22 protein-coding genes are annotated in these 25,957 nt (G+C 67.2%); 18 read left to right on the top strand and 4 right to left on the bottom strand.

The window, feature by feature from the left end:
* Positions 1 to 265 precede the first annotated feature (265 nt).
* The 4 genes from VNF71_07770 to trpD all read left to right on the top strand — a co-directional run bounded on the left by VNF71_07770 (position 266) and on the right by trpD (position 3,656).
* Positions 266 to 1,576 carry a heterodisulfide reductase-related iron-sulfur binding cluster gene (locus VNF71_07770; protein ID HVA74449.1) on the top strand — a complete coding sequence of 437 codons (1,311 nt, stop codon included), beginning with the start codon at positions 266 to 268 and terminating at the stop codon, positions 1,574 to 1,576.
* A gap of 1 nt (position 1,577) precedes the next feature.
* Positions 1,578 to 2,180: a DUF3501 family protein gene (locus tag VNF71_07765; GenBank protein HVA74448.1), complete on the top strand. Its 603-nt coding sequence runs from the start codon at positions 1,578 to 1,580 to the stop codon at positions 2,178 to 2,180.
* Between the two features lie 90 nt (positions 2,181 to 2,270).
* Positions 2,271 to 2,534 carry a WhiB family transcriptional regulator gene (locus tag VNF71_07760; GenBank protein HVA74447.1) on the top strand — a complete coding sequence of 88 codons (264 nt, stop codon included), beginning with the start codon at positions 2,271 to 2,273 and terminating at the stop codon, positions 2,532 to 2,534.
* A gap of 57 nt (positions 2,535 to 2,591) precedes the next feature.
* Positions 2,592 to 3,656, top strand: a complete 1,065-nt coding sequence (trpD, locus tag VNF71_07755; GenBank protein HVA74446.1) for an anthranilate phosphoribosyltransferase — start codon at positions 2,592 to 2,594, stop codon at positions 3,654 to 3,656.
* Here the strand turns inward: trpD and VNF71_07750 are convergent.
* Positions 3,653 to 3,934, bottom strand: coding sequence for an Lrp/AsnC ligand binding domain-containing protein (locus VNF71_07750; protein HVA74445.1), 282 nt, complete (start codon positions 3,932 to 3,934; stop codon positions 3,653 to 3,655). The two genes, trpD and VNF71_07750, sit on opposite strands and share 4 nt — an antisense overlap.
* A 61-nt stretch (positions 3,935 to 3,995) precedes the next feature.
* On the opposite strand from VNF71_07750, the gene VNF71_07745 reads away from it, so the two are divergent.
* From VNF71_07745 to VNF71_07690, 12 genes are all read left to right on the top strand, one after another.
* The gene (locus VNF71_07745; GenBank protein ID HVA74444.1) at positions 3,996 to 5,402 is read left to right on the top strand and encodes an NYN domain-containing protein; all 1,407 of its coding nucleotides are present in this window, start codon (positions 3,996 to 3,998) and stop codon (positions 5,400 to 5,402) included.
* Between the two features lie 38 nt (positions 5,403 to 5,440).
* Positions 5,441 to 5,650: a hypothetical protein gene (locus VNF71_07740; GenBank protein HVA74443.1), complete on the top strand. Its 210-nt coding sequence runs from the start codon at positions 5,441 to 5,443 to the stop codon at positions 5,648 to 5,650.
* A gap of 114 nt (positions 5,651 to 5,764) precedes the next feature.
* Positions 5,765 to 6,955 carry a septation protein SepH gene (gene sepH, locus VNF71_07735; GenBank protein HVA74442.1) on the top strand — a complete coding sequence of 397 codons (1,191 nt, stop codon included), beginning with the start codon at positions 5,765 to 5,767 and terminating at the stop codon, positions 6,953 to 6,955.
* Between the two features lie 2 nt (positions 6,956 to 6,957).
* Positions 6,958 to 8,166 carry a tRNA epoxyqueuosine(34) reductase QueG gene (gene queG, locus VNF71_07730; protein HVA74441.1) on the top strand — a complete coding sequence of 403 codons (1,209 nt, stop codon included), beginning with the start codon at positions 6,958 to 6,960 and terminating at the stop codon, positions 8,164 to 8,166.
* Complete coding sequence (locus VNF71_07725) at positions 8,163 to 9,293, top strand: glycosyltransferase family 4 protein (GenBank protein HVA74440.1); 1,131 nt, start codon at positions 8,163 to 8,165, stop codon at positions 9,291 to 9,293. The genes queG and VNF71_07725 overlap by 4 nt, the downstream gene beginning before the upstream one ends.
* Positions 9,294 to 9,371: 78 nt before the next feature.
* Positions 9,372 to 9,839 (top strand): SRPBCC family protein, encoded by a 468-nt coding sequence (locus tag VNF71_07720; GenBank protein ID HVA74439.1) that lies wholly within the window; start codon positions 9,372 to 9,374, stop codon positions 9,837 to 9,839.
* A gap of 10 nt (positions 9,840 to 9,849) precedes the next feature.
* Entirely contained in the window at positions 9,850 to 10,335 is a 486-nt protein-coding gene (locus VNF71_07715) for a glutathione peroxidase (protein HVA74438.1), read from the top strand.
* A 23-nt stretch (positions 10,336 to 10,358) separates the two neighbouring features.
* Positions 10,359 to 11,138, top strand: coding sequence for an SDR family oxidoreductase (locus VNF71_07710; GenBank protein ID HVA74437.1), 780 nt, complete (start codon positions 10,359 to 10,361; stop codon positions 11,136 to 11,138).
* A gap of 16 nt (positions 11,139 to 11,154) precedes the next feature.
* The gene (locus VNF71_07705) at positions 11,155 to 12,117 is read left to right on the top strand and encodes an ROK family protein (GenBank protein ID HVA74436.1); all 963 of its coding nucleotides are present in this window, start codon (positions 11,155 to 11,157) and stop codon (positions 12,115 to 12,117) included.
* Between the two features lie 9 nt (positions 12,118 to 12,126).
* Positions 12,127 to 13,302, top strand: coding sequence for an aminotransferase class I/II-fold pyridoxal phosphate-dependent enzyme (locus VNF71_07700; GenBank protein HVA74435.1), 1,176 nt, complete (start codon positions 12,127 to 12,129; stop codon positions 13,300 to 13,302).
* A 19-nt stretch (positions 13,303 to 13,321) separates the two neighbouring features.
* Complete coding sequence (locus tag VNF71_07695) at positions 13,322 to 14,056, top strand: lysophospholipid acyltransferase family protein (GenBank protein ID HVA74434.1); 735 nt, start codon at positions 13,322 to 13,324, stop codon at positions 14,054 to 14,056.
* Positions 14,057 to 14,112: 56 nt separating this feature from the next.
* A complete protein-coding gene (locus VNF71_07690; protein ID HVA74433.1) occupies positions 14,113 to 14,775 on the top strand; it encodes an ACT domain-containing protein in 663 nt (220 codons plus the stop codon).
* 64 nt (positions 14,776 to 14,839) lie between these two features.
* Here the strand turns inward: VNF71_07690 and VNF71_07685 are convergent, their stop codons facing one another.
* Positions 14,840 to 15,463 carry a TIGR03085 family metal-binding protein gene (locus VNF71_07685; protein HVA74432.1) on the bottom strand — a complete coding sequence of 208 codons (624 nt, stop codon included), beginning with the start codon at positions 15,461 to 15,463 and terminating at the stop codon, positions 14,840 to 14,842.
* 31 nt (positions 15,464 to 15,494) lie between these two features.
* Entirely contained in the window at positions 15,495 to 16,979 is a 1,485-nt protein-coding gene (gene glpK / locus VNF71_07680) for a glycerol kinase GlpK (GenBank protein ID HVA74431.1), read from the bottom strand.
* A 502-nt stretch (positions 16,980 to 17,481) separates the two neighbouring features.
* Between glpK and VNF71_07675 the strand changes: the two genes are divergently transcribed.
* On the top strand, positions 17,482 to 21,570 hold the full coding sequence (locus VNF71_07675; protein ID HVA74430.1) for a vitamin B12-dependent ribonucleotide reductase: 4,089 nt from the start codon (positions 17,482 to 17,484) through the stop codon (positions 21,568 to 21,570).
* A gap of 10 nt (positions 21,571 to 21,580) precedes the next feature.
* On the opposite strand, the gene VNF71_07670 is transcribed toward VNF71_07675, so the two are convergent.
* Positions 21,581 to 23,323 carry an MFS transporter gene (locus tag VNF71_07670; protein HVA74429.1) on the bottom strand — a complete coding sequence of 581 codons (1,743 nt, stop codon included), beginning with the start codon at positions 23,321 to 23,323 and terminating at the stop codon, positions 21,581 to 21,583.
* Between the two features lie 259 nt (positions 23,324 to 23,582).
* Here VNF71_07670 and VNF71_07665 point away from each other — a divergent pair, with 259 nt between their 5' ends.
* The gene (locus tag VNF71_07665) at positions 23,583 to 25,952 is read left to right on the top strand and encodes an amino acid permease (GenBank protein ID HVA74428.1); all 2,370 of its coding nucleotides are present in this window, start codon (positions 23,583 to 23,585) and stop codon (positions 25,950 to 25,952) included.
* The last annotated feature ends 5 nt before the right edge of the window (positions 25,953 to 25,957 follow it).

Raw genomic sequence — 25,957 nt, 5'->3', positions numbered from 1 at the left:
GAGGAGTCGAGCGGCTGAGGAGTCGAGCGGCTGAGGAGTCGAGCGGCTGAGGAGTCGAGCGGCTGAGGAGTCGAGCGGCTGAGGAGTCGAGCGGCTGAGGAGTCGAGCGGCTGAGGAGTCGAGCGGCTGAGGAGTCAACCGGCCGAGGAGTCAACCGCCAAGTCGGGCCAAGCGACGAGCAGGAGCGGGCGGAACCGCCGGCGACGACCGCCGGCGAAGAGCATGTCCGACCACCGGGCCGGACGCCACGACGAAAGGCAGGACCTTGACGACCACGTACGACCCTGACCATCCCGCCTATTACGACGAGGCGGACCTCCGATCGGAGTTGACCCGGGTCTACGATCTGTGCCACGGGTGCCGGTTGTGCCTGTCGCTTTGCCCCGCGTTCCCCACGATGTTCAATCTCATCGATGCCCGCGACGGTGACGTCGCTGCTCTCAGCCGCGAGGAGCAGGATCAGGTCGTCGACGAGTGCTACCAATGCAAGCTCTGCTACATCAAGTGCCCGTACATACCGCCCCACGAGTGGCAGCTCGACTTCCCTCGCATGATCCTTCGTGCTGAGGCGGTGAAGAACAAGACGGGTGGCACGCTCAAAGGCAAGCTGACCACCCAGGCGCTCGCCCGCACCGACCTGCTCGGCAAGGTGGGCACGCTGACCGCGCCGCTCACCAACGCGATGCTCCGCACTCCCGGTTCCCCCATGCGCAAACTCATCGACGCGACGGTGGGGTTGGCCTCCCAGCGCATCCTTCCTCCTTACGCTCGGGAGCGATTCAGCACGTGGTTCAAGAAACGCAAGGCGCGCGGTGGCGTCTCCCTCGGGCGCGCGGAACAGGCGCGAGCAGCGGTGTTTCCCACCTGTCTCGTCGAGTACCAGAACCCGGGCATCGGCAAGGACCTGGTGAAGGTGTACGAGCGCAACGGTGTCGATTGCGAGCTCGCGACGGCCAACGGTTGTTGCGGCGCTCCCTGGCTGCACAGCGGTGAGTTCGAGCCGTTCCGCAAGCAGGCTGCACGCAACGTCGAGGCACTGGCGCAAATCGTCCGGGAGGGCCGCGACATCGTCGTGCCGCAACCCACGTGCGGCTACGTCCTCAAGCGCGACTACCCCGAATACCTGAAGACCGACGACGCCCGCCTCGTGGCGGAGCACACCTATGACGCGTCGGAGTACCTGTGGCGGCTGCACAAGGGTGAGCAGACTGCGATTGACACCGAGTTCGCCGGCGAAGTGCCTGACACGACCGCCTACCACGCACCCTGCCACCTGCAGGCGCAGAACATCGGCCTTCGCAGCCGCGACCTCGTCAAGCTCACAGGCACCAAGGTCATCCTCGTTCAGAAGTGCTCGGGGATCGACGGCACCTGGGGCTTGCGAAGCGAGAACTACGAACTGGCGCGCAAGGTCGCCAAGCCTCTCGCCGAGGCGATCGACCGCTCGGAAGCCGAGGTTGTCGTAGGCGATTGCCACCTCGCCAACGGAGCGATCATCCAGGAGACCGGAAAGATTCCGCTGCACCCGCTGCAGTTCATGGCACGGGCGTACGGCATACCCGAGGAGCACGACTGACATGGCGGCACGACCGAACGCGACTCTCACCCTCGACGACATCGCGGATGCGAGGGCCTATGAAAGGGAGAGGCAGTCCTACAGAGAGAGGATCATCGCGTTGAAGAAGCTGAGGCGGGTCGCCGTCGGCCCGGTCGTCAGCTTCGTCTTCGAGAACCGTGACACGATCCGCTTCCAGGTCCAGGAGATGGCGCGGGCCGAGAAGCTGTACAGCGACGAGGCGATCCTGGGGGAGCTCGACACGTACAACCCGCTCATCCCGGAGAAGGGCCACCTGTCGGCGACGATGTTCTTGGAGTTGACGTCGCGAGCGGAGATGGAGCACTGGCTGCCCCGGCTTGTCGGGATCGAGCAGACCGTCAAGCTTCTGCTGCCCAGCGGCGACTCGGTCCTGGCGACCGTGGAGGGGGCCCACGCCGCCCAGTTGACCCGCGACGAGGTCACGGCCTCGGTCCACTACGTCAACTTCTCCTTCAACGACGAGCAGATCCGTGACTTCCAGTCCGGCCTTGTGGCGCTGGCGCTCGACCACCCCGAGTACCGCCACCAGACGGCCCTGTCGGATGCCACGAAAGGCAGTCTCTCCGAGGACCTATTGGGGTAGACAGCTACGAGAACCCTAGGCCAGACTACGACCTCCTGGCCCGCACGCCCTCAGCAAGCGGACGCATCGGACACCGGACGGGAACCAGCAATGGATGCTACGAAGCTCGACCTGAAGACCCCGAGAGCCTTGGTTTGGCGCCAGCGGGCCGCTTGTCGCGGCGTCGATCCCGACATCTTCTACCCCGTCACCGACGAGGACGCTGGGGACGCGAAGGCGATCTGCTGTTCCTGCCCCGTCCAGCAGGCCTGCCTCGAATGGGCGCTGCAGAGCCGGGAGAAGGACGGCGTGTGGGGCGGAGCGACCGAGCGGGAGCGGAGGCGGATCCTGCGCCGCCGGCGCCGTACCGCCTGAACCGGGCACCGCCGGCGCTGCCGGTCAAGACGTGCGGCCTGCAAGACTTCGCACCGGATGACAGCGAAGCCCACCATCGACGATCTCGGCGGCTGGCCGGGGGTGCTGAGCCACCTCGTCGCGGGAGCGCACCTGAGCAGCGCCGAAGCCGCGGCCGCGATGTGCGACGTGCTCGATGGCAACGCGACGCCTGCACAGATCTCGGCGTTCATGTTCGGCCTGCGGTGCAAGGGCGAAACAGTCGAGGAGATGAGCGGCCTCTTGGCGGCGATGTTCGACGCGTCTGAGCGCGTCGTGGTGCCCGACGATCTGGCGCCGCGCCTGGTGGACACGTGCGGGACGGGAGGAGACCGGACCGGAACGATCAACGTGTCGACCGTGGCTGCGTTGGTCGTTGCGGGTGCTGGAGCGCCGGTGTGCAAGCACGGGGGGAGGGCCGCCTCTTCGAAGGCGGGTTCTGCCGATGTGCTGGAGGCGCTGGGTGTGGTGATCGACCTCGGGCCGGAGGGCGTCGCGCGCTGCATCCAGGAGGCGGGCATCGGGTTCTGCTTCGCGCCCCGGTACCACCCAGCGATGCGTCACGCGATCCCTGTGCGGCGTGAGCTGGGAGTCGCGACCGCCTTCAATTTCCTCGGTCCGCTGGCCAACCCTGCGCGGGTGCGCCGGCAGGTTGTCGGCGTAGGCGACCCCGCGATGGCGGAGAAGATGGCCGGCGTGCTCGCGGCGGGCGGGGCGACGGACGTGATCGTGGTGCACGGCGCCGACGGGCTCGACGAGTTGTCCACAACCGGTCCATCGAGCATGTACCGGTGGTCCGCCGGCGAGTTGACGTGCTCCACTGTCGACCCGGTCGCGCTTGGTCTCCAGAGGTGCAAGCTCGCAGACCTTCTTGGTGACGACGCCGAGACCAATGCGCGGCTGGCTCGGTCGGTGCTGGAGGGGGAGCCCGGCCCCCGCAGGGAGATCGTCGCGCTGAACGCCGCGGCCGGCCTGGTGGCGGCCGGGCTCGCCGCCGATCTCCGGGTGGGCTTGGACCTGGCGTTCGAGTCGATCGACTCCGGCGCCGCCGCGGGCCGCCTGGAACGGTTGGTGAAGATCTCAGGCGAAGCGGCGGCGGGTTAGTCGCCGGAGCCGAGGTCCCACATCGCCTCGAGGTCGTGGCGGCTGAACGACTGGAACGCGATCAGCGTCCTCGTGTCGATCACGCCTGGCCGTCGCGAGATGCCGCGTGTCACCACGTCCGCGAGCTGCTCGTGCCTCCGGACCCGCACGACGGCCACGATGTCCGCCTGGCCGGCTACCGAGTAGACCTCGGCCACGCCGTCGAGCTCGGCCAGCTCCGTGGCCAGGTCCGCGACGCGGGCGGGCTCGGCGTCGATCAGAACGAAGGCGTGGACCATGTGCAGAAGGTACCCGGGCGTGCGGGGCTTCGGGCGCCGGCGGCGCCGGTACCATCCCGGGATGGCTGAGACGGAGGCGAACAGGCCGCCGGTCTCCATGCTGCGGCCGGCGCTGGAGCTGGCGTGGGCGGTGGCGAAGGTGGGTTCGCAGGGCAGGCCGCCGCTTCCCGTCCCGGGGCGCCTGCGCCCGATCATGCGCGTCGCCCGCCTCCCCGAGCGGATGCTCGAGACGGTGCGCCAGGTCCTCGAATCCGACGACGAGTTCCGCGAACGGGTGGTGGCCGCGGCGACCGACGAGACCGTGCTCGGGCGGCCGTCCTGGCTGTGGCTCGTGCGCCCAGAGGGTTGGGAGTCCGAGCTCGAAGGCCTCGTCGAAGAAGCCGCCGGCGAAGAGACCAAGCAGAGGGAAAAGAGGGAAGCGCAGGCGGCGGCCAAGCAGCTCGCCGAGGTCAGATCGGCGCTGCAACGAGCCCAGGCGGAGCTGGTCGCGCTCAAGGCCGTCAGCGACGAGCTTCGCGGCGCCGCCGCGCAGCGGAGGAAGGACGACCGCGCGCACGAGGACGAACTCCGGGATCTTCGCAGCCAGCTCCACGCGGCACGGAGTGAGATCGAGCAGATCCGTTCGGTCAACGAGGAGCTCGGCGCCCGGATCGATTCCCGTTCCGCCGAGCTGTCCGAGGCGTCCGAACAGAGGGTGGCGGACCAGCATCTTCTAACGGACCTGCGCGAGCAGTTGGAGGCCGCGCGCGAGCGCGCCGAGGAAGCGGAGAGCGGTGCACGCCAGGCCGAAGAGCAGGTGTCTCAATTGCGCGCCCGCTTGGCGCGGGCCGAAGCCGGGGCCCGGGCGCTTGCCGACGACATCGGCGGGATCACCGAGACGAGCGATAGAACTCGTGGCGACGCCGGCGAAAGCGCACCCGGTGACGCAGTCCAACCGGTTCCCGGAGACGATGCCGCGACGGGCGCTCGGCCCACATCCGCGCAGCCGAGCCGGCGCCGGCGGACGCCTTTGCCTCTTCCCCCGGCGACCTTTGAGGACTCACCCGAAGCGGCTGCGCATCTGGTTCGCCGAGCGAAGGTCCTGCTCGCCGTCGACGGGTACAACGTGACGCTCACATCCTGGCCGTCGCTCGACCTCGCCGAGCAGAGGAGACGCCTGGTCGACTCCCTCGCCGAACTTGTGATGCGCGCCGGGACCGAGGTTCTGCTCGTGTTCGACGGAACCGACCGCGGCAACCGCCTTCAGCCACCGCCGGCGGTGCGCGGGAAGCTGCGGGTGGAGTTCTCTCCTTCTGAGATCGAGGCTGACGACGTCATCATCGGCGCGGTGGACTCGGTCCCCCCGGAGCGGCCGGTGGTCGTAGCCACCAACGACCGCCGTGTCCGCGACGCCACTTCCTACCTCGGAGCGAACGTCATATCGGTGGACCAACTGCTGGCGGTGCTGGGCCGCGGCCCCGTAGGTTGACAGCCGTCGCCGTCACACCCTGCTGAGATGATGGCTGCATGACCTCGCTGACCATCAGCTGCGGAGATTGCTCGATGCAACACACAGCGGCGTGCGAGGGGTGCGTGGTGTCGTTCATATGCGACCGCGACCCCGACGACGCCGTCATCATCGACGTCGCGGAGGAGCGGGCGATCCGTATGCTCGGCCGTTCCGGTCTGGTCCCCCCGTTCCGCCACAGTCGGGGACGTGCGTCGGCGTCGGGCTGAAACCCAGCTCGCGCGGGACATATCGGGCCGTCACCATCACCTAGGCAGGCGTCCCCAACTGCTACTTTGCCGGTAAGGAGCCCGACTGGCGGGCTCAGCGCGCCGGGGGCGCCTGTGCGACAGCTCCACCTCGTCGGCTTCACCTCCGATCACGATGGGATCATCCTCGCCGGCAGGCGAGGTTCGAAAACAGGCGGGTATGTGGTGATCATGGACGAGGAGTTCCTCGAACAACTCGACCACGCCCGGCGGACGCGCGTCGGTTACGACGTTGCGGCCCGGGCCGCCGCGGAGCCCAACCGTACGCGCGTCGAGAGCGCGTTGAGCCCCCGCGAGATGCAGACGCGGCTGCGCGCCGGGCGGACAGTCGCTCAGGTAGCCGCGGAGGCCGGCGTCTCGATCGAATGGGTGGAGCGTTTCGCCGCGCCGGTCCTCGCCGAGCAGGCCGCCGCGGTGGAGCGCGCGCAGGCGACGACCATGAGGACGCAGCGGAGGGGTCAGTCCGACCGGCCATTGGGGCCCTCGGTGCTGCGCAACCTCGCGGACCGCGGCATCAGGCTGGCCGACGACGAGTTCGATCAGCTGTGGACCGCGTTCCAGCTGGCGGAAAACGAATGGGTCATCCGCTTCAAGCACCGTTGGCGCGGCAGAGAACTCGACGCGGAGTGGGTGCTCGACGATGGGGCTGGGTCGTTGACACCGGGGAACCGGCAGGCGACCGAGTTGGGTTTCGTCGACCCAAGCCGCCACGCTCCTCCGGTGAAGGGCCTGTTGCCGATGAGGGTTCTGCGAAGGCCGGTTCCTGCCGTGCCTCCCGCGCCTCCAGCCGTGCCGGTGGCCAGCGAACCACCGAGCCCTCCGGCCAAGCCGGCGAGGGCCCGCAAAGCAGCGAAGCCGGCGAAGCGAGCTCGCCCGGCCAGCAAGTCCAGCGCGGCGGCGTCGCCGGCGAAGAAGGTGCCTGTCGCCAAGAAGAAGGCTGCTGCAAAGAAGAAGGCTGCTGCAAAGAAGGCGCCCGCTTCGAAGAAGCCGGCAAAGCCTCCCCTGAAGGCCAAGCCAACTGCCTCTTCCGTGCGGGCGGCCAAGAGGACTGCCAAGCCAGCTGTGACAAGCAGGACCAAGAGTGCGAAGAGCACAGAGGCAGCGGCGCGCCGGCAGAGACCACTCAAGGCTGTCCGCGTCGGGCACAACGGCAATGCCCCTGGCGGCGTCCGCTCGGGCGGGGTTAACACGAACGGAAGCGGGTCCCGACGGGCGGCTTCGGTGCCGAGGGCAGGAGGCAACGGAAGCCGGCGATCAAGGGGCTGAGTTTGGGCGAGGGCTACAGCGAGCACCTTGCTTCTCGGCTCCTGGCGATCGGCAGGGAGTCCGGCCTGGACGCCTGCGGCATATGCAGTGCGCGGCCCTTCGACGAAGCGCGGCGCGCCCTCGAGGACGGGCTGGACGCCGGCCGGGATGCCGGCATGCAATTCACCTACAGGAATCCCGGGCGCTCGTGCGACCCGGCGAGGTCCTTGCCGGGCGCGCGTGCTCTGTTCGTCGGCGCGAAGGGCTATGGCCGCACCCCTCGCACGCGTAACCGCGAGGAGACCCGACCGCCTCGCCCGGCAGGCTCGGTGGCCATGTACTCCTGGAGCGACCACTACCGCGTATTGAGGAACGCGCTCTGCGGCATCGCCGAGCGGTTGTCGCAGGAAGGCTGGCGCGCGAAGGTCCTCGTTGACGACAACGCGCTGGTCGATCGCGCGGCAGCGGTGCGCGCAGGCATCGGCTGGTACGGCAAGAACACCAACGTCTTGGTCCCGCGACACGGATCGTTGTTCGTCCTCGGCTCGGTTGTGACCGATGCCCCGATCGAGGTGGCCGAACCGTTGGCGACCGAACGTCCTACGCCCGGTGACTCGCGCACGCCCGGGCCGGTCGTGGACGGGTGCGGCCCGTGTAAGCGGTGCGTCGAGGCGTGCCCAACCGGGGCACTCGACGGGAGCGGTCACCTGGACGGCCGGCGTTGCCTTGCCTGGTTGCTCGAGGCCCCTGGCATGTTCCCGCGGGCGCTCAGAGTTGCTGCTGGAAGCCGGATCTACGGATGTGACGACTGCCAGGACGCGTGCCCCGTCAACCTCGTCGCGTTCCGCCGGCGGCCGCCCCCGCCCGCCGACGACGACTCACTGGACGAAGTGGATCTCCTCGCCCTGCTGGACGCCGGCGACGAGGAACTACTCGATCGCTTCGGGCGCTGGTACATCCCCAAGCGCGACCCGTCGCACCTTCGCCGCAACGCTCTCATCGCGCTCGGCAACAGCGCGGACCCCTCCTCGCCGGAGGTCGTGAGGGCGCTCGTCGGTGCTCTCCGCCACCAAGAGCCCGTGGTCAGGGCACATGCCGTGTGGGCAGCGGCGCGCCTGGGCAGAACCGACGTGCTGGTTCTGGTCTCGGCTGACCGAGACCCCGAGGTGCTCGCGGAGCTGCGAGCGGCCAGTTCCGTCGAGAGCAGAGAAGATGAAGCGGCGCACGCGTGACACGTCATCTGCTGGTAACCAACGACTTTCCCCCCAAGATCGGGGGCATCCAGTCCTACCTGTGGGAGCTATGGCGGCGGCTGCCTCCCGAAGAGGTGACGGTGCTCACGACCCCCCACGTCGACTCGGACCTGTTCGACCGGGAGCAGGCATTCAGGATCGTCCGCGCCCGCGAGCCGGTGCTGCTCCCCAACCCGGTTCTGCTGAGACGGGTTCGCCGGCTGGCGCAGGAGGTGGGCGCGAGCCTTGTAGTCATCGATCCGGCCGTGCCGCTCGGAGTGATCGGCCCGAGCCTCGGGATTCCCTATGCGGCCGTCCTGCACGGGGCGGAGGTGACGGTTCCCGGTCGGCTTCCCGGCACGAAACAAGTGCTGGCGCGCGTGCTTCGCGAAGCATCCCTCTTGATCGCGGCGGGCGGGTACCCCGAGTCAGAGGCGCGCCACACGGAGCAGAACCTTCCGCCGGTGGTGCGGATCCCGCCCGGCGTGGACACGTCCCGCTTCTCTCCGCTCCCGGCGATCGAGCGCGCCAGCACACGGGCGCGCCTGGGTCTGCCGGCGGGTGGACCGCTCGTGCTGAGCGTGAGCCGGCTCGTTCCGCGCAAGGGCATGGACACCCTCATCGAGGCGTGCGCTCGCCTCAGTGCGGGCGGGCGCCACCCGGGCCTCACGCTCGCGATCGCCGGATCGGGACGCGACAAGGTGCGCCTCGAGCATCTCGTCGACAGGCTGCACGCACCGGTGCACCTGATGGGTCGCGTTCCCGGCGTGGACCTGCCCGCCCTCTACGCGTGCGCCGACGTGTTCGCGCTGTGTTGCCGATCCAGGTGGGGGGGATTGGAGCAGGAGGGTTTCGGGATCGTCTTCCTGGAGGCGGCGGCTGCGGGAGTGCCGGCTGTGGCCGGCGACAGCGGTGGCGCCGCGGAGGCAGTCGTGGACGGCGAAACCGGGATCGTGGTGGGGAACCCCTCTGATCCGGTGGCGGTGGCCGCGGCGATCGACCGGCTCCTGTCGGATCCCGCGCTCGCAGCGCGGCAGGGCCAAGCGGCACGCTCACGGGCGGAGACCGAGTACTCCTACGACGTGCTCGCCGGCCGGCTGGCGGACGCCTTGGAAAAGGCCGGGTAACCCCCGCGCCCAGGGTGGGGCGACTACCGTCCTCAGCGCGGCCAGGGTGTCGCGCAGATACGAGGAGGTTCGCCGGGCGTGGAGGAGCAGGTAACCGAGCGGATGATCATCCGCGGGACCCCCGAGCACTGCTTCGGGGTCCTTACCACCTTCGAGGAGTACCCGGAGTGGGCGGCCGACATCAAGTCGGTGGCGATCGACGAACGCGACGCGGACGGCAACGCGCTCGAGGTCACGTTCCGGGCGGCGGCGTTCGGGCGCAGCACCTCCTACACCCTCCACTACGACTACAGCGCGGCTCCCGGCGAGCTTTCCTGGAAGCAGGTCGCCGGCGATATCACCCGCCGGCTCGACGGGTCCTACAAGATGGTCCCCAGCGGAGACGGCAGCACCGAGATCGTTTACACGCTGGTCGTGGATCTCAGGGTGCCTCTGCCGGGTTTCGTGAAGCGCCGGGCCGAGGGCAGGATCATGGGGACCGCGCTCCGCGAGCTCAGAGCGAGGGTCGAGGGCGCCGGCGAGGCAGAGGCGGCGGCAGAGACGTAAGGTCTCGCGCATGTCTTTCTACGACGTGCAGATATCGGCGCTTGACGGCAAGCCGCTGGACCTATCCGAGTTCAACGGCCGCGAGGTGCTGGTGGTGAACGTGGCGTCCAAATGCGGCCTTACCCCTCAGTACGCCGGTCTCGAAGAGCTTCAGAAGCGCTACGCAGACCGCGGGTTCTCGGTCCTTGGCGTGCCGTGCAACCAGTTCGCCGGGCAGGAGCCGGGGAACGCGGAGGAGATCCAGACGTTCTGCTCGACGACTTACGGCGTGACGTTCCCGCTGACCGAGAAGGTGGATGTCAACGGGGATGACCGCCATCCCCTCTACGACCTGCTGACGGACAACCCCGACGCGGAGGGCAACGCCGGCGACATCCAGTGGAACTTCGAGAAGTTCCTCGTCTCGCCGAGCGGTGAGATCGTCGGCCGCTTCCGACCGATCGTCGAACCGGGCTCGGACGAGCTGGTGTCGGCGATCGAGAAGAACCTGCCCTGAGCGACGTCGAGGGCCTGAACATCATGAGCGAGTTCGAGTTGCGCGGAGCGGTGGCGGTCGTGACCGGTGGAGCGGGCGGGATCGGGCGCGCTCTCTCCGAGCGGTTGGCCGCGGAGGGGTGCCGGGTGGCGGTCGTCGACCTCGATCGGGCCAGGGCTGAGGACGCGGCCGCGGCCGTCGAGGGTGCCATCGGGCTGGGCGCAGACGTCGGCGACCCGGCCGCAGTCAGGGGCATGGTCCAAGCGGTCGAATCGAGGCTCGGCCCGATCGATGTCTATTGCTCCAACGCCGGTATCGCCGTAGGTGCCGGTCTCGGCGAGGACTCCGATTGGGAGGCCAGCTGGCGTGTCCACGGGATGGCGCACGTGAACGCCGCGAGGGAGGTCGTCGGGGGTATGGCCGCGCGCGGAAGCGGAGCGTTCGTCGTCACCGCGTCGGCGGCCGGTCTTTTGATGATGATGCAGTCGGCTCCTTACACCGCGACCAAGCACGCCTCGGTGGCCATCGCCGAATGGTTGGCCGTCAACTACGGCGGATCAGGTGTGCAGTTCCATTGCCTGTGCCCGCAAGGTGTGCGAACTCCGATGGTGCAGTCGGACACGAGCGGGCAGGCGGAGCTCACAGCCAGCGGCAACATCATCGAACCGGAGCAGGTCGCGGAGGCGGTGGTCACCGCGATCCGGGCGAACACCTTCCTCGTGCTTCCGCACCCGGAGGTTCATGACTACGAGAAGATGAAGGTCGAGGACCGCGATCGGTGGCTCGGGGGGATGCGCCGGCTCCTCGCCAGGGTCACCGGTTGATGCAGAGCCGCGGTTGATGCAGGGACCGCCGCTCGGTATCGACCTCGGCGGGACGAAAATGCTTGCGCTGTGCATCGAGGAGGGACACACAGCGGGCGCGGAGTCGACCGTCGCCAGCCCGAGGTCCGGCTCTGAGCTCGTCGACGCCGTCGCAGCTGCGTCGGCCGCGCTGTGCGGAGGGAACCCTCGTGCGATCGGGATCGGGGTGCCCGGTCTGGTGGACCCGTCGGGCACGGTTCGATTCGCCCCGAACCTGCTGGGAATCTCCGGTACGTCGCTCCTCGACGCTCTTGCGCGGCGCTTCCCGTCCGCCTCCCTGTGGGTGGGCAACGACGCGACCGCCGCCTGCTGGGCCGAACACACCCTCGGGGCGGGCGCCGGCTCCGCCGAAGTGCTCCTGGTGACTCTCGGAACCGGCATCGGCGGGGGGATCGTGAGCGGGGGCGTGCTGGTCGAGGGAGTGCATCGTTTTGCCGGGGAGATCGGCCACATGGTCGTGGACCCCTCCGGCCCGCCGTGTCCTTGCGGCAGGAACGGCTGTTGGGAGCGTTTCGCGTCCGGGGCCGCGCTGGGCGTCCTCGGCAGGCAGGCAGCGGCCGGAGGAAGCGCGCGCCGGGTGCTGGAACTGGCCGGAGGCGACCCGGCGGCGGTGTGCGGCGAGCACGTTACGGCGGCGGCACTGGAGGGTGACGGATCCGCCGCGGAGATCATGGACCGGTTCGGGTGGTGGGTCGCGCTCGGCCTGGCGAACCTCGCCAACACGCTCGACCCCGAGATGATCGTCATCGGCGGCGGGCTGGTATCGGCGGGGGAGGCGCTGATGGGACCGGTGCGTCGTTGGTTCTCGGGGATGGTCGAGGCGGCGGACACGCGCGATCGCACACGGTTGCTCCTCGCGACCCTTGGCCCCAAGGCCGGCGCCATAGGAGCGGGCCTTCTCGCCCGTAATGCGGAGGGGCGGCCGGCACCCTTCCGGTAGGCTCGGAGAGTGGAATTCCGCCGTATCAACGGGCTGCCGCCCTACGTCTTCGCCATCATCAACGAGCTCCGTGACGACGCGCGCCACGCAGGCCGTGACGTCATCGACATGGGATTCGGAAACCCCGACATCCCGAGCCCCCAGGTAGCGGTGGAGAAGCTCGCAGAGGCAGCTCGCAACCCGCGGAACCACAGGTACTCCGCTTCCCGGGGTATCCCAAAGCTGCGCCTCGCGGTCTCGAACCTGTACCTGCGTCGCTTCGGGGTCGAGCTCGATCCCAACACAGAGGTGGTCACGACGATCGGAGCGAAGGAGGGGCTGTCGCATTTGATGTGGACTCTCGTCGGTCCCGGCGACACCGCCCTTGTGCCCACACCCAGCTACCCGATCCACATCTACGCACCGCTGTTCGCAGGTGCGGACGTGCAGCAGGTCCGATTAGGCCCCGATCAGGACTTCTTCGGGAACCTGATGGAGAGCTGGGAGTCAACGTGGCCGCGGCCGCGGGTGATCGTCTTCTCGTTCCCCCACAACCCGACGACGGAGTGCGTCGACCTCGACTGGATGCAGCGGATCGTCGACTTCGCACGCGAGCACGACGTGATCCTGGTGCACGACTTCGCCTACTCGGACACGGCTTTCGACGGCTACCAGCCGCCGTCGATCCTGCAGGTTCCGGGCGCGAAGGACGTCGCGGTCGAGTTCTACACGTTGACGAAGAGCTTCTCGATGGCCGGGTGGCGCGTCGCTTTCATGGTCGGGAACCCGCAGATCGTCGCCGCCCTCACCAAGCTCAAGAGCTACCTGGACTACGGGACGTTCCAACCGATCCAGATCGCTTCGATCGTCGCTCTCAACGAAGCGCCGGAATACCCGAAGGAAGTCAACGAGATCTACCACGCCCGCCGGAATGCTCTGTGCGACGGGCTCAACCGGATCGGTTGGCAACTCGAGAAGCCAAAGGGCACGATGTTCGTCTGGGCTCCGATCCCCGAGCCCTACCAGGAGATGGGATCGCTCGAGTTCTCCAAGTTCCTCGTCACGGACGCGGAGGTGGCGACGTCGCCCGGCGTGGGCTTCGGTCGCGGGGGAGAGGGCTTCGTGCGCTTCGCCCTGATAGAGAACGAGCAGCGCATCCATCAAGCGGTGCGCAACCTCAAGAGAGCCCTTACCAAACTCGGCTAAATCACCTAAGTTGCCCAGCATGGCCTACTGGGCGATCAAGTTCGTCGTCACGCCGCTACTCCGCCTTCTGTTCCGGGTGAAGTCCTCCGGAACCCACAACGTTCCGAGGCACGGCCCGGTGATCCTGGCGTCGAATCACCAGTCGTTCATCGATAGCATCTTTCTGCCTCTCGTGGTGCGCCGGCGGGTGACATTCGTGGCGAAAGCCGAGTACTTCGAGACCTGGAAGACGGCTTGGTTCTTCCGCGCGGTGGGGATGATCCCGCTCAAGCGCGGTGGCGGGTCCGCGTCGGAGCGGGCTCTCATCGCCGCAGCGGAGGTGCTGAACTCGGGTGGCGTGCTCGGCATCTATCCCGAGGGGACCCGCTCCCCGGACGGGCGGCTCTACAAGGGGCACACGGGTGTTGCACGGCTCGCGATGCAATGCGGCGCACCCGTCGTGCCGGTCGCGCAGTTCGGTACTGCGGAGGTGCAACCGATAGGAGCGAAGACTCTCCGCCCGTTCAAGCGGGTGGAGGTGCGGATGGGGGAGCCGTTGCGGTGGGCGGCACCGCGTCACGACGGTGACTCAGCGGGCCTGCGCGACTTCACCAACGAGATCATGTCCGCCATCCAGTCCCTTTCTGGACAGGAACGCGTCGACGTGTACGCGAAGCGAGACCGCGGCCTGCTGTCGGCGCCCGGTTCCGAAGCCGAGCCGTCCCCACCAGAACCCCCGGCAGACGAGGTGGGAGCGGCGCCACTCCTGTCGTAACGCCGGCGTGCCAGCCCCGAAACGACGCGTTCACAATCCGGCGGTAGCGTGCCGGAGTGGTGCTTCACGTGTTGCGGGTGTGGGTCCCTGACCGCCCCGGCGCGCTCGGCGCTGTTGCGAGCCGGATAGGAGCGGTACGCGGCGATCTCGTGGGCATCGAGATCCTCGAGCGGGGAGTGGGCAGGGCGATCGACGAGCTGGTGATCGACCTTCCGGACGCGGAACTAGTCGACCTTCTTGTATCGGAGGTTGCCGAAGTCGACGGCGTCGACGTGGAGGACGTCCGCCGAGTGGACGACGAGCTGGTCGATCCGCGTCTCGACGCGCTCGAGATCGCCGCGGAGCTGGTGGCGCATGCCGGGGTCTCGTCGTTGCTGGACGGATTCGCGATGGCAGCTGTGAGAGCTTTCCGAGCCGACTGGGCAGCTGTGGTCGAGCCCGGCGCTACCCAGCCCGACGCCATCGTCGGGCCGGCCCCAGAAGCGGTGTGGTTGAGCGCGTTCCTCGTCGGCAGCGAAGCGTCGCCGGCAGCGGCGGATTCCGGCAACGGCGCCCACGATGTGGCCTGGGCGCGCATGACATCGTCGGGTCGTGCCATCGTCCTCGGGCGCAGCGGCCGTCCGTGGCATTTCAAGGAGCGCCGGCAGCTGGATGCTCTGGCGCGGATCGCCGACAGCCGCTGGGTCGAACTTTCGGCGAAGGCCATACCTACCTCATGAAAGGTCTTCGGTCTAAAGAGGTTCGTGCCGCTATCGCTCAGGCAATTCTGCGAATCTCGTCAGCTCAAAGACCCAACCCCGCGTGCTTCAGGCGCTCGATCGATAGTTCGTCGCCGTCGTATTCGACCCGGGCGTGATCGCCGCGGCCGAAGGTCACCAGCGCCAGTTCGCCCGGCATACCGCGGATCGTCACAAGAGGGCTCCCGCCTTTGAGGGACGCGTGGCCGCAGCCGGAAGCTTCGATCGCTACGCCGACCTGTGACTTGCGAGTCAGCACACGCCCGATCACCTTCAGGCGGGCCCAGAGCGCCGCGTTCATCTCGTCTGGGAGCTTGCGAGGTTCCCACCCCGGCGATGCCCGCCGTATGTCCTCGTGGTGTACGAAGAACTCGATCGTGTTGAACGGCTCGTCGACGAGCTTCAGCGGCGCCGGTGGTCCCGACCGCAAGACCGACACCAACTCCTCCCACCCTCGTCCCTCCCTCGTGCTCAAGCGCACCTTTTCGGTGTGGGTGGCAAGCGGTCCGACGACGTTCCCAGGCAGCGAGTCGGGGCGTCGTTCGCGCGCGACGAGATGCGCAGCGAGATCCAGCGTGTTCCATCCGTCGCACAGCGTCGGAGCGTCGGGGCCGACCTCCAGCAGCAGCTCGCACAGCTGGTGCCTCTCGTCCTGCGCGAAGTGAGTCACCCGCCGATCCTAGGTGCGGCGACTTGCGTGTCTAACCCAGTGTTGCCCAGCTCCTGGATCGCTCGACGGCGCGCAGCCACCCCTGGTATGCCTGCTCTGCGGTTTGGCTGTCCGCCGGCACGAACGTCTTGTCGGAACGCCACACACGCGCGATCTCCTCGATGGAGGACCAGACCCCTTCGGCGAGGCCGGCGAGAAGAGCCGCGCCGAGGGCGGTGGTCTCGTTTACCGCCGCGCGGACGACCGGGACGCCCGTGAGGTCAGCCTGCAGTTGAAGCAGGAGGTCCATGACGGACGCTCCTCCATCCGCCCGCAGCACCGCGAGCGGGGTCGAAGAGGCCGCGATCATCGAGTCGACCACGTCACGTGTCTGGTACGCCATCGCCTCGACAGCTGCCCGGGCGAGGTGGGCGCGCCCCACGCCGCGGGTGATCCCGACAACCGTCCCGCGGGCCTTGGGGTCCCACCAGGGACTACCGAGACCAGTGAAGGCGGGGACGAGGTAGGCGCCGCCGGAGTCGTCGACCGACCCGGCGAGCTGACCGACTTCGGCCGATTCGCGGATGAGGCCGAGCTGATCCCGCAACCACTGCACCGCGGCGCCGGTAACGAAGATCGCACCTTCGAGCGCGTAGGTGACGGCCGCTTGGTCCCCCAGCGTCCAGGCAACCGTCGTGAGCAGACCTTCGACAGGGGGTGGCCGGTGGGCTCCGACGTTCATGAGCACGAAGCTGCCGGTCCCGTAGGTGTTCTTCGTCATGCCGGTCTCGAAGCACGCCTGTCCGAAGAGGGCGGCCTGCTGGTCGCCGGCGCAACCGCTGATCGGGATGCCGGCGGGCAGCCCGGGAACCGCATCGGCGGAGGTGACGCCTAGGCGCGCGCTCGACGGGGCCAGGCTGGGAAGCACCGCGGGAGGTACGCCGAAGAGCTCGCAGAGCTCCTCGTCCCAGCAGAGCTCGTCGATGTTGAACAGCAAGGTGCGCGAGGCGTTGGTGTGGTCGGTGACATGAACCCGGCCTCCGGTCAGGCACCAGATCAGCCAGCTGTCCACGGTTCCGAACGCCACGTCTGGGGATCCCACCAGGCCGGTCTCGCGGAGCAACCAGGCGAGCTTCGTGGCCGAGAAGTAGGGGTCGAGCACCAGCCCGGTCTTCGCTCTCACCGCGGGGAGGTGACCCGATTCCTGCAGCCGCTCGCATTCTCGAGCGGTACGCCGGTCCTGCCACACGACCGCGGGCGCGAGCGGCCTGCCGGTGCGGCGGTCCCAGACGACGACGGTCTCGCGCTGGTTGGTTATGCCGATCGCGGCGACCGGTTCGCTGATCTGCCCGAGCAGCTCGGCGATGGTCGCCGCCTGCGCCGCCCAGATCTCCGCGGCGTCGTGCTCCACCCATCCCGGCCGAGGGAAGTACTGGGGGAACTCTCGGTAAGCCGACGCGACCGAGACGCCGTGTTCATCGACGGCAATGGCCCGAACACCGGTGGTCCCTGCATCGAGCGCTACGACCACTGCCACGGAGGGGAGAACCTAGTAGTTCCCCGGCGCGGCCCCCTGTCGAAGGGGCGGGGACGAGGGGGCCGGCGCCAGGGTTGTAGACCGCCGAGGGGGCAGCTTCGGCGGCGCTCCGAAAACCTTACCCCCTGCACGGAGATCTAACACGGTTTCGGGCCATTTTTTTCGGGGGTTTCCGCAAGCAACGATTTCCAGCGCGACCAGCACCAACAGGGCTTGTGGATAAGTACTCGACAATCCACCAGTGTTCCACAGGCTTGTTCCTCTACCGCTCCACAGGGGGCCCGCCTTAGGGTCGGCTGTGGAGCGCACCGCTGGGTTGAGCAACCGAAATGCAAACCTTCGCGAGCGCCCTCTGACCTGCACTTTCGCGGGCCTCAGACGATTGACATCGATGGAACTACGGTGATGTAATTCATTCCTCATGTTGTGGGGGAGGACCGCTGGGAGGGGGTCCAACCACTACAACTTGTGGTCAATGTTCTTCTTCAGGAGGTAAGCGGGCATGGCTATCGCCCCCGAGCGCATGGGCATCGGAATCCACCGCAGCTTCACCGCTGCCGGTCAGGATCCCTACGACACCGTCGTCTGGGAGCGGCGCGACGCCCGCATCGCGAATTTTGCGACGGGAGCTGTCGCATTCGAGCAGTTGGGTGTGGAGGTCCCGTCCACCTGGAGCTTCAACGCGACCAACATCCTCGCCCAGAAGTACTTCCGGGGCACGCTCGGGGAGCCCGATCGCGAGTGGTCGCTGAAGCAGGTCGTGGACCGTGTCGTCGACACGATCACCGCGTGGGGCCGCAAGGACGGCTACTTCGTCGACGACTCGGAGGTGGACACGTTCTCCGACGAGCTCAAATACCTGATCATCCACCAGAAGGCGGCATTCAACTCGCCGGTGTGGTTCAACATCGGCGTCAAGGGCGTGCCGCAACAAGGCTCCGCGTGTTTCATCCTGGCCGTCGAGGACTCGATGGACTCGATCCTCAACTGGTACACCGAGGAGGGGATCATCTTCAAGGGGGGATCCGGTGCCGGCGTCAACCTGTCCAAGATCCGTTCCTCCAAGGAAGGCCTGAGGGGAGGCGGCACGGCCTCGGGCCCGGTCAGCTTCATGCGCGGTGCTGATGCCTCTGCCGGCACCATCAAGTCGGGTGGCAAGACCCGCCGTGCGGCGAAGATGGTCATTCTCGATGTCGCCCACCCCGACATCCAGGACTTCATCTGGTGCAAGGCCATCGAGGAGCGCAAGGCGAGAGCTCTGCGTGACGCGGGCTTCGACATGGACCTCGACGGCAAGGACAGCCACTCGATCCAGTACCAGAACGCCAACAACTCGGTCCGGGTGACTGACGAATTCATGCAAGCGGTTCTCGACGACGAGGACTGGCAGCTGCGGGCCATCGCCACAGGCGAGGTCCTCGAAACGGTCCGCGCTCGGGATCTCTTCCGCCAGATCGCGAAGGCTGCGTGGGAGTGCGCCGACCCGGGGATGCAGTTCGACACCACCATCAACCGGTGGCACACCGCCCCCAACACGGCACGGATCAACGCAAGTAATCCCTGCTCGGAGTACATGCACATCGATAATTCCGCCTGCAACCTGGCGAGCCTCAACCTGCTGACCTTCCTCGAGGCGGACGGAACCTTCGACGTAGAGGGATTTCGCTCCGCTACGGAGGTCGTGTTCACGGCTCAGGAGATCATCGTCGGCAACGCCGACTACCCGACCGAGAAGATCGCCGAGAACTCAAGGCGATTCCGCCAGCTCGGCATCGGCTACGCCAACCTCGGCGCCCTGCTGATGGCGCAGGGGCTTCCGTACGACTCGGACACTGGCCGGGCGTGGGCTGCGGCGATCACGGCACTCTTGACGGGCCACTCGTACGCGACGTCAGCCCGCACCGCTGCCCGGATGGGGCCGTTCGCGGGCTACCAGGAGAACCGGGACCCGATGATCGGCGTGCTGAAGATGCACCGAGACGCGGCAGCCCATATCGACGAGGAACTGGTCCCGCCGGAGCTTCTGTCGGCTGCCCAGGAGTCCTGGGACACCGCGGTCGATATCGCGGAGCAGTACGGGGTCCGCAACTCCCAGGCGAGCGTTCTGGCGCCGACCGGTTGCCTGGTGCCGGGGACTCTCGTTGCGACCGACCGGGGTCTGGTGCGGCTCGGCTCCCTGGGTGACCCGGAGGGCGCGCAGTGGCAGGACCTCGACGCCATGGTCGCCACCGACCAAGGGCCGCAGCAGGCGACCCGCTTCTACGTCAACGGCCTCGATTCGGTCGTAACAGTCGATACCAGCCGCGGCTTCAGGATCCAGGGAACCCCGCAGCACCGGATCAAGGTCGTCGACCGCGAGTCCGGAGAATGGGTCTGGAAGAGGTTCGGTGAGCTGTCGGGTGGCGACCTGGTTCCCCTGGCCCTCAACCAGCTGGTCGGTGATCCCCAGCACGTGCCACTTCCTCCCTTATCGGACGCCTACTGGACTGGCGAGCACCATGCCAGGGCGCCGCGAGAGATGAACGCCGACCTGGCCGAGCTGGTCGGGTACTTCATGGGCGACGGGTCGCTGCACAGCCGCGGGCTTCGGTTCTGTGTGACGGCGGGTGACCAAGACGTCATCGATCGGCTTCGTGAGCTGGCCAAGACATGCTTCGGTCTCGAAGCGCAGGTGACAGCCAAAAAGGGCTACGTGGAGGTCCGCATTGACTCCGTCAGGGTCACCATGTGGTGGGAGGCGTGCGGCTTTGCCAAGCGCCCGAACCCCAATGGACAAGCAAAGGGCCACCATGCGCATATTCCCAATGCTGTCCTACACGCCAACGACCTCGCTGTCTACAGAGCGTTTCTCCGTGGACTGTTCGAGGCAGACGGTGACAACAGCGCGGGCTCCCCGAACCTCAAGAACACGTCCCTGCAGATGCTCAGGGACTGCCAGACCCTGCTGCTAGCGCTCGGCTATCCCACGACACTTGCCGTCAGGGAGCGGACCGACAGCTGGGGCAAGGCCCCGATCGGCCACCTGCGGCTGCTCAACCTTTCGTACAACGAGCGCTGGATCCGTGAGATCGGTTTCATAGGCGCACGCAAGAACGCGGGGGTGTTCATCTCATCGGGCACCCAGGCAGGCAGGGGTGACCATATTCCCCTGAGCCGTGAGGTGATCGACCGGCTCGCACCGGTCAACGACCGCCTGAGGAAGGTTCTGCTCCTGGAGCACGCACGAGGGACGGTCAGCCGGACAGTGGCGACAGAGCTGCTCGAGAGGACCGGGGATCCGGAGCTCGTCCACCTTCTGGGCTTCTTCTACGACCGGGTCGAGACAGCCGAACTGACCGGCGAGGAGTTCACCTACGACATCTCCGTTCCGGCGAACGTGACTTATGTCGCCAACGGGTTCGTGAGCCACAACACGATCGGCCTGCTCATGGACTGTGACACCACCGGCATTGAACCCGACCTCGGGCTCGTCAAGATGAAGAAGCTCGTTGGTGGCGGCACCATGTCGATCGTCAACCAGACCGTCCCCCGGGCGCTGACCCGTCTCGGCTACAGCGACGACCAGATCGGCGACATCGTCGCATACATCGACGAGCACAAGTCGATCTTCGGAGCACCACACATCTCCGCGGAGCACATGCCGGTGTTCGCCTGTTCGATGGGAGACAACACCATCCACTACCGCGGTCATGTCCGGATGATGGGGGCCGTCCAGCCGTTCATCTCCGGGGCGATCTCGAAGACCGTCAACATGCCTGAGGAAGCGACGGTCGAGGACGTGGAGCAGCTGCACATCGAGGCGTGGCAGCTAGGTCTCAAGGCCGTTGCCATATACCGCGACAACTGCAAGGTGGCGCAGCCATTGGCGACGGCCAAGAAGACGGTTACGGACCCGGATGCGTCGTCGGCCGAGGTTCACGACGCCGAGCTGGCGCTCAAGGTAGCCGAACTGGAGAAGGCGCTTGCTCGACAGACCGTCGTCGTCAAGCAGCCGATCCGGGAACGCCTGCCTCGGAGGCGCAAGTCGAGCACATTCAAGTTCCGGGTGGCCGACTGCGAGGGTTACGTGACCGTCGGCGAGTACGACGACGGGCGCCCGGGCGAGGTGTTCATCAAGGTGTCGAAGCAGGGGTCGACGCTCGCCGGCATCATGGACGCGTTCTCGGTGGCGATCTCGATCTCCCTCCAGCACGGGGTGCCCTTGGAGACGTTCGTCCGCAAGTACACCAACATGCGCTTCGAGCCGGCCGGCATGACCGACGACCCGGACCTGCGGATCGCACAATCGCTCGTGGACTACATCTTCCGCCGGCTCGCCGTGGACTATCTGACTCTCGAGGAGAGGGCACAGCTGGGTGTGTTGACGACTGCCGAACGCACCCAGCAGACGCTCCCCGGCATCGAGGAGACCGTGACTCAGAACACGCCTCTGGATGCCGGTCCGCAGATCGAGGAGCCGGAGGCGCCGACCGCATCGGCCGTGGTCGCCGAGTCCGACGCCCCTTACTGCTTCCAGTGCGGGGTGCAGATGCAGCGGGCGGGCAGCTGCCACGCCTGCCCGTCATGCGGGACCACAAGCGGCTGTTCGTAGCGCCATCACCTCATGCCGGCCCGGCGCCGGGGAGAAGACCCATCTTCGCCATCTCCTCCGACACCAGGCGCTCATGCTCCTGCTCGTCCTGCCTCGCCTTCTTCGGGCTCCAGCGGCCCCGCATCACGAATATGAACGGGATGAACAGGACGGCGCCACCGAGGTCCACCCACCACCAGTGCTGCCACTGGCTGGGCGACTTGGCCACCGAGGACTGCAACGCTTGCAGGTGGGGTCCGACCTGGCTCAGGAACTGGAGGTCAGGGGCGATCTTCTGGATGGTCAGTAGGTTCTGGAGGCCGATCTGGTTGATCGCTTGCGAGAGCAGCGCAGGAGGGATGGCGCTGGACGGGTACTTGGAGAGTTCGGACAGCAGGGCGGAGTTCTTCTGGGCGACGGCGATGACGGGCCCGTACTGCTTCTCGATGGCGAGCGCTCTGGGTGCCTGCGCCGCGTAGGGGCTGTTGTTCACGATCGTGGTCACGGAGGTGACGACGATGGGCACGATCAGGGTGGACACTGCCACCACCGCCCGGATTATCCAGCCCCACACCGCCAGTCCCGTGGCCTGCAGCGCCGGGTTGTGGTCCTCGACCGTCTCCGTGTACGACGCCATCCACGGGCCGTACGCGATGCCGAGGAACACCGCCATGAGGCTGACGAGGGTCACGAGCTCGTAGTAGCTGGTGTGCGGGGCATGGGCCCACGAGATCCATACCGCAATGGTCGCGATCGTCCCGAGCGCCCCGACAGCCATGAACGGCTTGCGGACCCGCAGGCGGTCGGACACGAAGCCGACCACCACCAGCGCGCCGCAGTTGAACGCCCACATCCACTGCTGTATCCCGTTGGCCTGGGCGGTGGTCAAGAACGTTCCGTCGGAATTCTGGAACGTGGTCGTGAGATATATGACGAAGAAGCCGACGGCGGCGAAGTAGACGAGCAGGAAGGTGCTGACCGCGAACGCCGACCCGATGAGGTCCGGCTTCAGCATCTGCCGCCACGGGTGGGACAGAGCCTGCGCTATGTCCTCGTCGGTCATTCCTCGGGCTCGCGCCTCGACCAGTACCTTGTCGCGGGCGGTGACCATGAGTTGATCGCGGATCACGGGGGAGAGCTCCCTCAAGAACAGCAGGGCGATAAACGAGAAGCCGAGGCCCACCCACCCGGCGATTCTGAACTGGCTCTGCCAGGTGTGCAGGTGCGGAAGGGTGTTGGTGGCCACGATGGCGACGATCAGGCTGCCGGCTACCGGCCCCAACGTCCAGAATCCCATCGCCTGCGCTCGCCCCACCTGTGGGCTGAAGTCTCGTACCAGCGCGGGTGTGGCGACGAGGATGATGCCCTCGACGAATCCGACCGCCACGAGGAGCACTGCGTACGACCACTTGGTCGTCACGTTTGGCACGCCGACGAGGACGATCAGGGCGACGACGACCGAACCGGCCACGATGATGTTGGCCCGGCCGATCCGGTCGGAAAGCCCGCCTATGAGCGACGTGAAGGCGCCGAACGCAGCGGAGACGACGGATATATACAGGTAGAAGGTGAAGGACATGTGGAGGCCGCCGATGATCAGCGGTCCGACCCCAGCACCCGCGTATGCCTCGTAGTAGAGCACGATGGTGGTGACCACCACGATGGCCAGGTTTCCGATTCTCGGCCAGGTGCCGGGATACGCCTCCAACTCCCTGTGCCAGAGTCGTCTCCAGCCTCCGTGGACATCACCGATAGTGATTGGAGCTGTCGTCATCCTCAGCCTCCCCGTGCTAGTGAAGCGCTGCCGATTCGCGATTTAGGCGTCTCGATTCACTTTTTGTCACCTGACGAGGCCGGATGGACAGGGCCGAAGGTCACATTCGCTTGGTGACCGCCGGCTTCGTCCTGACCGGTGTGGCCGCTCTGGCAGCCACGCAGATCCGGTATGCAGCGCCCAGGCGCCTGAGCTAGGTAGGGTTCCTCGTCCCAGACTGTTACGGAGGGTCGGCACCACGGTGCGCAGCAGCGGCGAGATGACAGCATCCGACGGGATCGAGGGCCGCCCGCTACCGAACGGGAGCCGGCGGGTCGGGGGCCCCAACATCCGGATCCCTGAGGAGTCGCGTGCGTACCGGCTCAAGCGACTCCTGCTCGGACCGCCGCTGATCAGCGACCGGCTGAAGGATCAGCGCCTGGGCAAGCCAACGGCGCTGGCCGTGCTCTCGTCGGATGTCATGTCCTCCTCCGCGTACGCCACCGAGGAGATCCTCCGCATCCTCATCCCTGTCGGAGGGCTGGCCGCGTTCGGGCTCGTGACACCGATCACGCTCCTCATCCTCGGAGTCCTCGCGGTGGTGACCATCTGCTACCGCGACGTTGTCAAGTCGTATCCCAAGGCCGGCGGGTCCTACGTAGTCAGCCGCGACAACTTCGGTCCGAACGTCGCGCAGATCGCCGGCGCGGCGCTGTTGATCAGCTACACCATCACCGTTGCCGTCTCGGTGGCGGCCGGCACCGACGCGATCGTCTCCGCGATACCCAGCCTCGGCAGCGTCACCGTTCCGCTGTCGGTCGCGTTCGTCGTGCTGATCGCCTACGGCAACCTGAGAGGGCTACGCGAGGCGGGCCGGGTGTTCGCCGTACCGACCTATTTCTTTGTCGCCAACATGGCAGTGCTGATCCTCGCCGGGTTGGCCAAGGCAGCCACCGGAGGCCTCGGCCACACAACCGTCAAGGCCGGGCAGATGACCCTCGGCCACGAAGGTGGCGGCCTACTCCTCGGGGTGTCGCTCTTCTACGCGGCGAAGGCGTTCGCGAACGGCGGCTCGGCCATGACCGGCACCGAGGCGATTTCCAACGGCGTGAGCGTCTTTCGCGACCCCCAACCGAGGAATGCGCGGACCACGTTGGTCGTGATGAGCTCGATCCTCGGATCGATGTTCCTTGGCGTCTCGGCGCTTGCCGCGCTCGCGCACGTCAGGCCGTTCGATTCCGGCACCCCGACGGTCGTGTCGGAGATCGGTCGACTCGTATACGGCGGCGGCGCGCTCGGATCTGTTATGTACGCGTCGCTCCAAACGGCAACCGCGCTGATCCTCATCCTCGCGGCGAACACGAGCTTCACCGGCTTTCCGTTCCTCGTCAGCTTCGTCGCAGAGGACTCGTTCCTCCCCCGGCCGTTGACGGTCAGGGGTCACAGGCTGGTGTTCTCCAACGGCATCATTGTCTTGGCGGTGGCCTCCATCGCCCTGCTCTTCGCCACACGCGCCCGCGTCGCGTCGCTCATCCCGATGTACGCCATCGGCGTGTTCACGGGCTTCACCATGGCTGGGGCAGGCATGACCAAGCACCACTTCACCCACAGGGAAGATGGATGGCGGCGCAGTGTCGCGGTCAGCGGCGTCGCCGCCGTGGTTTGCAGCGCAGTCGTGCTGATCTTCGCCATCACCGAGTTCACCAGCGGCGCGTGGGTCGTGGTGGTGGTCATGCCGGTACTCATCTACGGGCTCATGAAGACCAACGCGCAGTACCGCGTCGAGGACGCCGTCCTAGGCGAGGGCGCGGCGCTCGAGGCGTGCGAAGCGCCCGTACTGCGCCGCCACAAGGTCATCGTCCTCGTCGACAGGATCGACCTGGCTACGGCGCGCGCTATCCAGTACGCGAGAAGCCTCACGCCGGACGAGCTCTACGCCGTGCATTTCAACGTCGACGACACCAGGGCGCAAGCGGTCATGAGGCGCTGGCGGGACCTGGGACTGTCGAGCCTCCCGCTGGACGTCGTAGAGGTGGCCGACAGGCGGCTCGGCCGGGCCGCGACCGAGCTCGCGGCGCAGGCGGCGGCAGACGGCCAGACTGAGGTCACTGTGCTCATACCGACGCGCAGCTACCGCCGCAGCCTGGCGTTCCTGCTGCACGGCAAGAACGCCGATCGGCTCGTAGAGGCCCTGGGCAGGATCCCGCACGTCAACGCGACGCTGGTCCCGTTCAACGTCTCGGAGTTGGCGGAGAGCAGGCGGGCGATCACCTCAAAGGATCTGCGGCTGGACGCCGGCATGTCGCAGGCAACTGAAGCCACGACGCTGCGACCCGCATTGGAGGTGCCCGGCGCCCTGCCGATCACAAGCGTCCGTCACCGCCAGCCCGCACGGGTTGCCGGCCGGGTCAAGGCGGTGCGGATCCAGCCGTGGTCCGGGGTGCCGACCCTGGAGTGCACGCTGGCGGACGGCAGCGGTGGAGAGCTGCTCGTGGTGTTTCTCGGCCGACGCGATGTCCCGGGCATCCGGACCGGCACCGAGCTGGTGGTCGAGGGAACGATCGGCGAACGCCGGGGGATGCCTGCAATCATCAACCCCGATTACGAACTCCTGGCAGTGCCGGAGACCCCGGCCAGCCCGATGTCCTGACGGCC

It is taken from the genome of Acidimicrobiales bacterium (assembly GCA_035533095.1).
Lineage (GTDB): Bacteria > Actinomycetota > Acidimicrobiia > Acidimicrobiales > Palsa-688 > DATLUM01.
The sequence above is the reverse complement of the archived record's forward strand: the minus strand, read 5'-3'. Positions and strand labels throughout refer to the sequence as shown.

Bases quoted from the DNA above. Each gene is read 5' to 3' on its own strand.
- VNF71_07705 (HVA74436.1), top strand. From the start codon at position 11,155: ATGCAGGGACCGCCGCTCGGTATCGACCTCGGCGGGACGAAAATGCTT.
- VNF71_07665 (HVA74428.1), top strand. From the start codon at position 23,583: ATGACAGCATCCGACGGGATCGAGGGCCGCCCGCTACCGAACGGGAGC.
- trpD (HVA74446.1), top strand. From the start codon at position 2,592: ATGACAGCGAAGCCCACCATCGACGATCTCGGCGGCTGGCCGGGGGTG.
- VNF71_07695 (HVA74434.1), top strand. From the start codon at position 13,322: ATGGCCTACTGGGCGATCAAGTTCGTCGTCACGCCGCTACTCCGCCTT.
- VNF71_07740 (HVA74443.1), top strand. From the start codon at position 5,441: ATGACCTCGCTGACCATCAGCTGCGGAGATTGCTCGATGCAACACACA.
- VNF71_07760 (HVA74447.1), top strand. From the start codon at position 2,271: ATGGATGCTACGAAGCTCGACCTGAAGACCCCGAGAGCCTTGGTTTGG.
- VNF71_07710 (HVA74437.1), top strand. From the start codon at position 10,359: ATGAGCGAGTTCGAGTTGCGCGGAGCGGTGGCGGTCGTGACCGGTGGA.
- VNF71_07670 (HVA74429.1), bottom strand. From the start codon at position 23,323: ATGACGACAGCTCCAATCACTATCGGTGATGTCCACGGAGGCTGGAGA.
- VNF71_07745 (HVA74444.1), top strand. From the start codon at position 3,996: ATGGCTGAGACGGAGGCGAACAGGCCGCCGGTCTCCATGCTGCGGCCG.
- VNF71_07675 (HVA74430.1), top strand. From the start codon at position 17,482: ATGGCTATCGCCCCCGAGCGCATGGGCATCGGAATCCACCGCAGCTTC.
- VNF71_07765 (HVA74448.1), top strand. From the start codon at position 1,578: ATGGCGGCACGACCGAACGCGACTCTCACCCTCGACGACATCGCGGAT.
- VNF71_07715 (HVA74438.1), top strand. From the start codon at position 9,850: ATGTCTTTCTACGACGTGCAGATATCGGCGCTTGACGGCAAGCCGCTG.
- VNF71_07750 (HVA74445.1), bottom strand. From the start codon at position 3,934: ATGGTCCACGCCTTCGTTCTGATCGACGCCGAGCCCGCCCGCGTCGCG.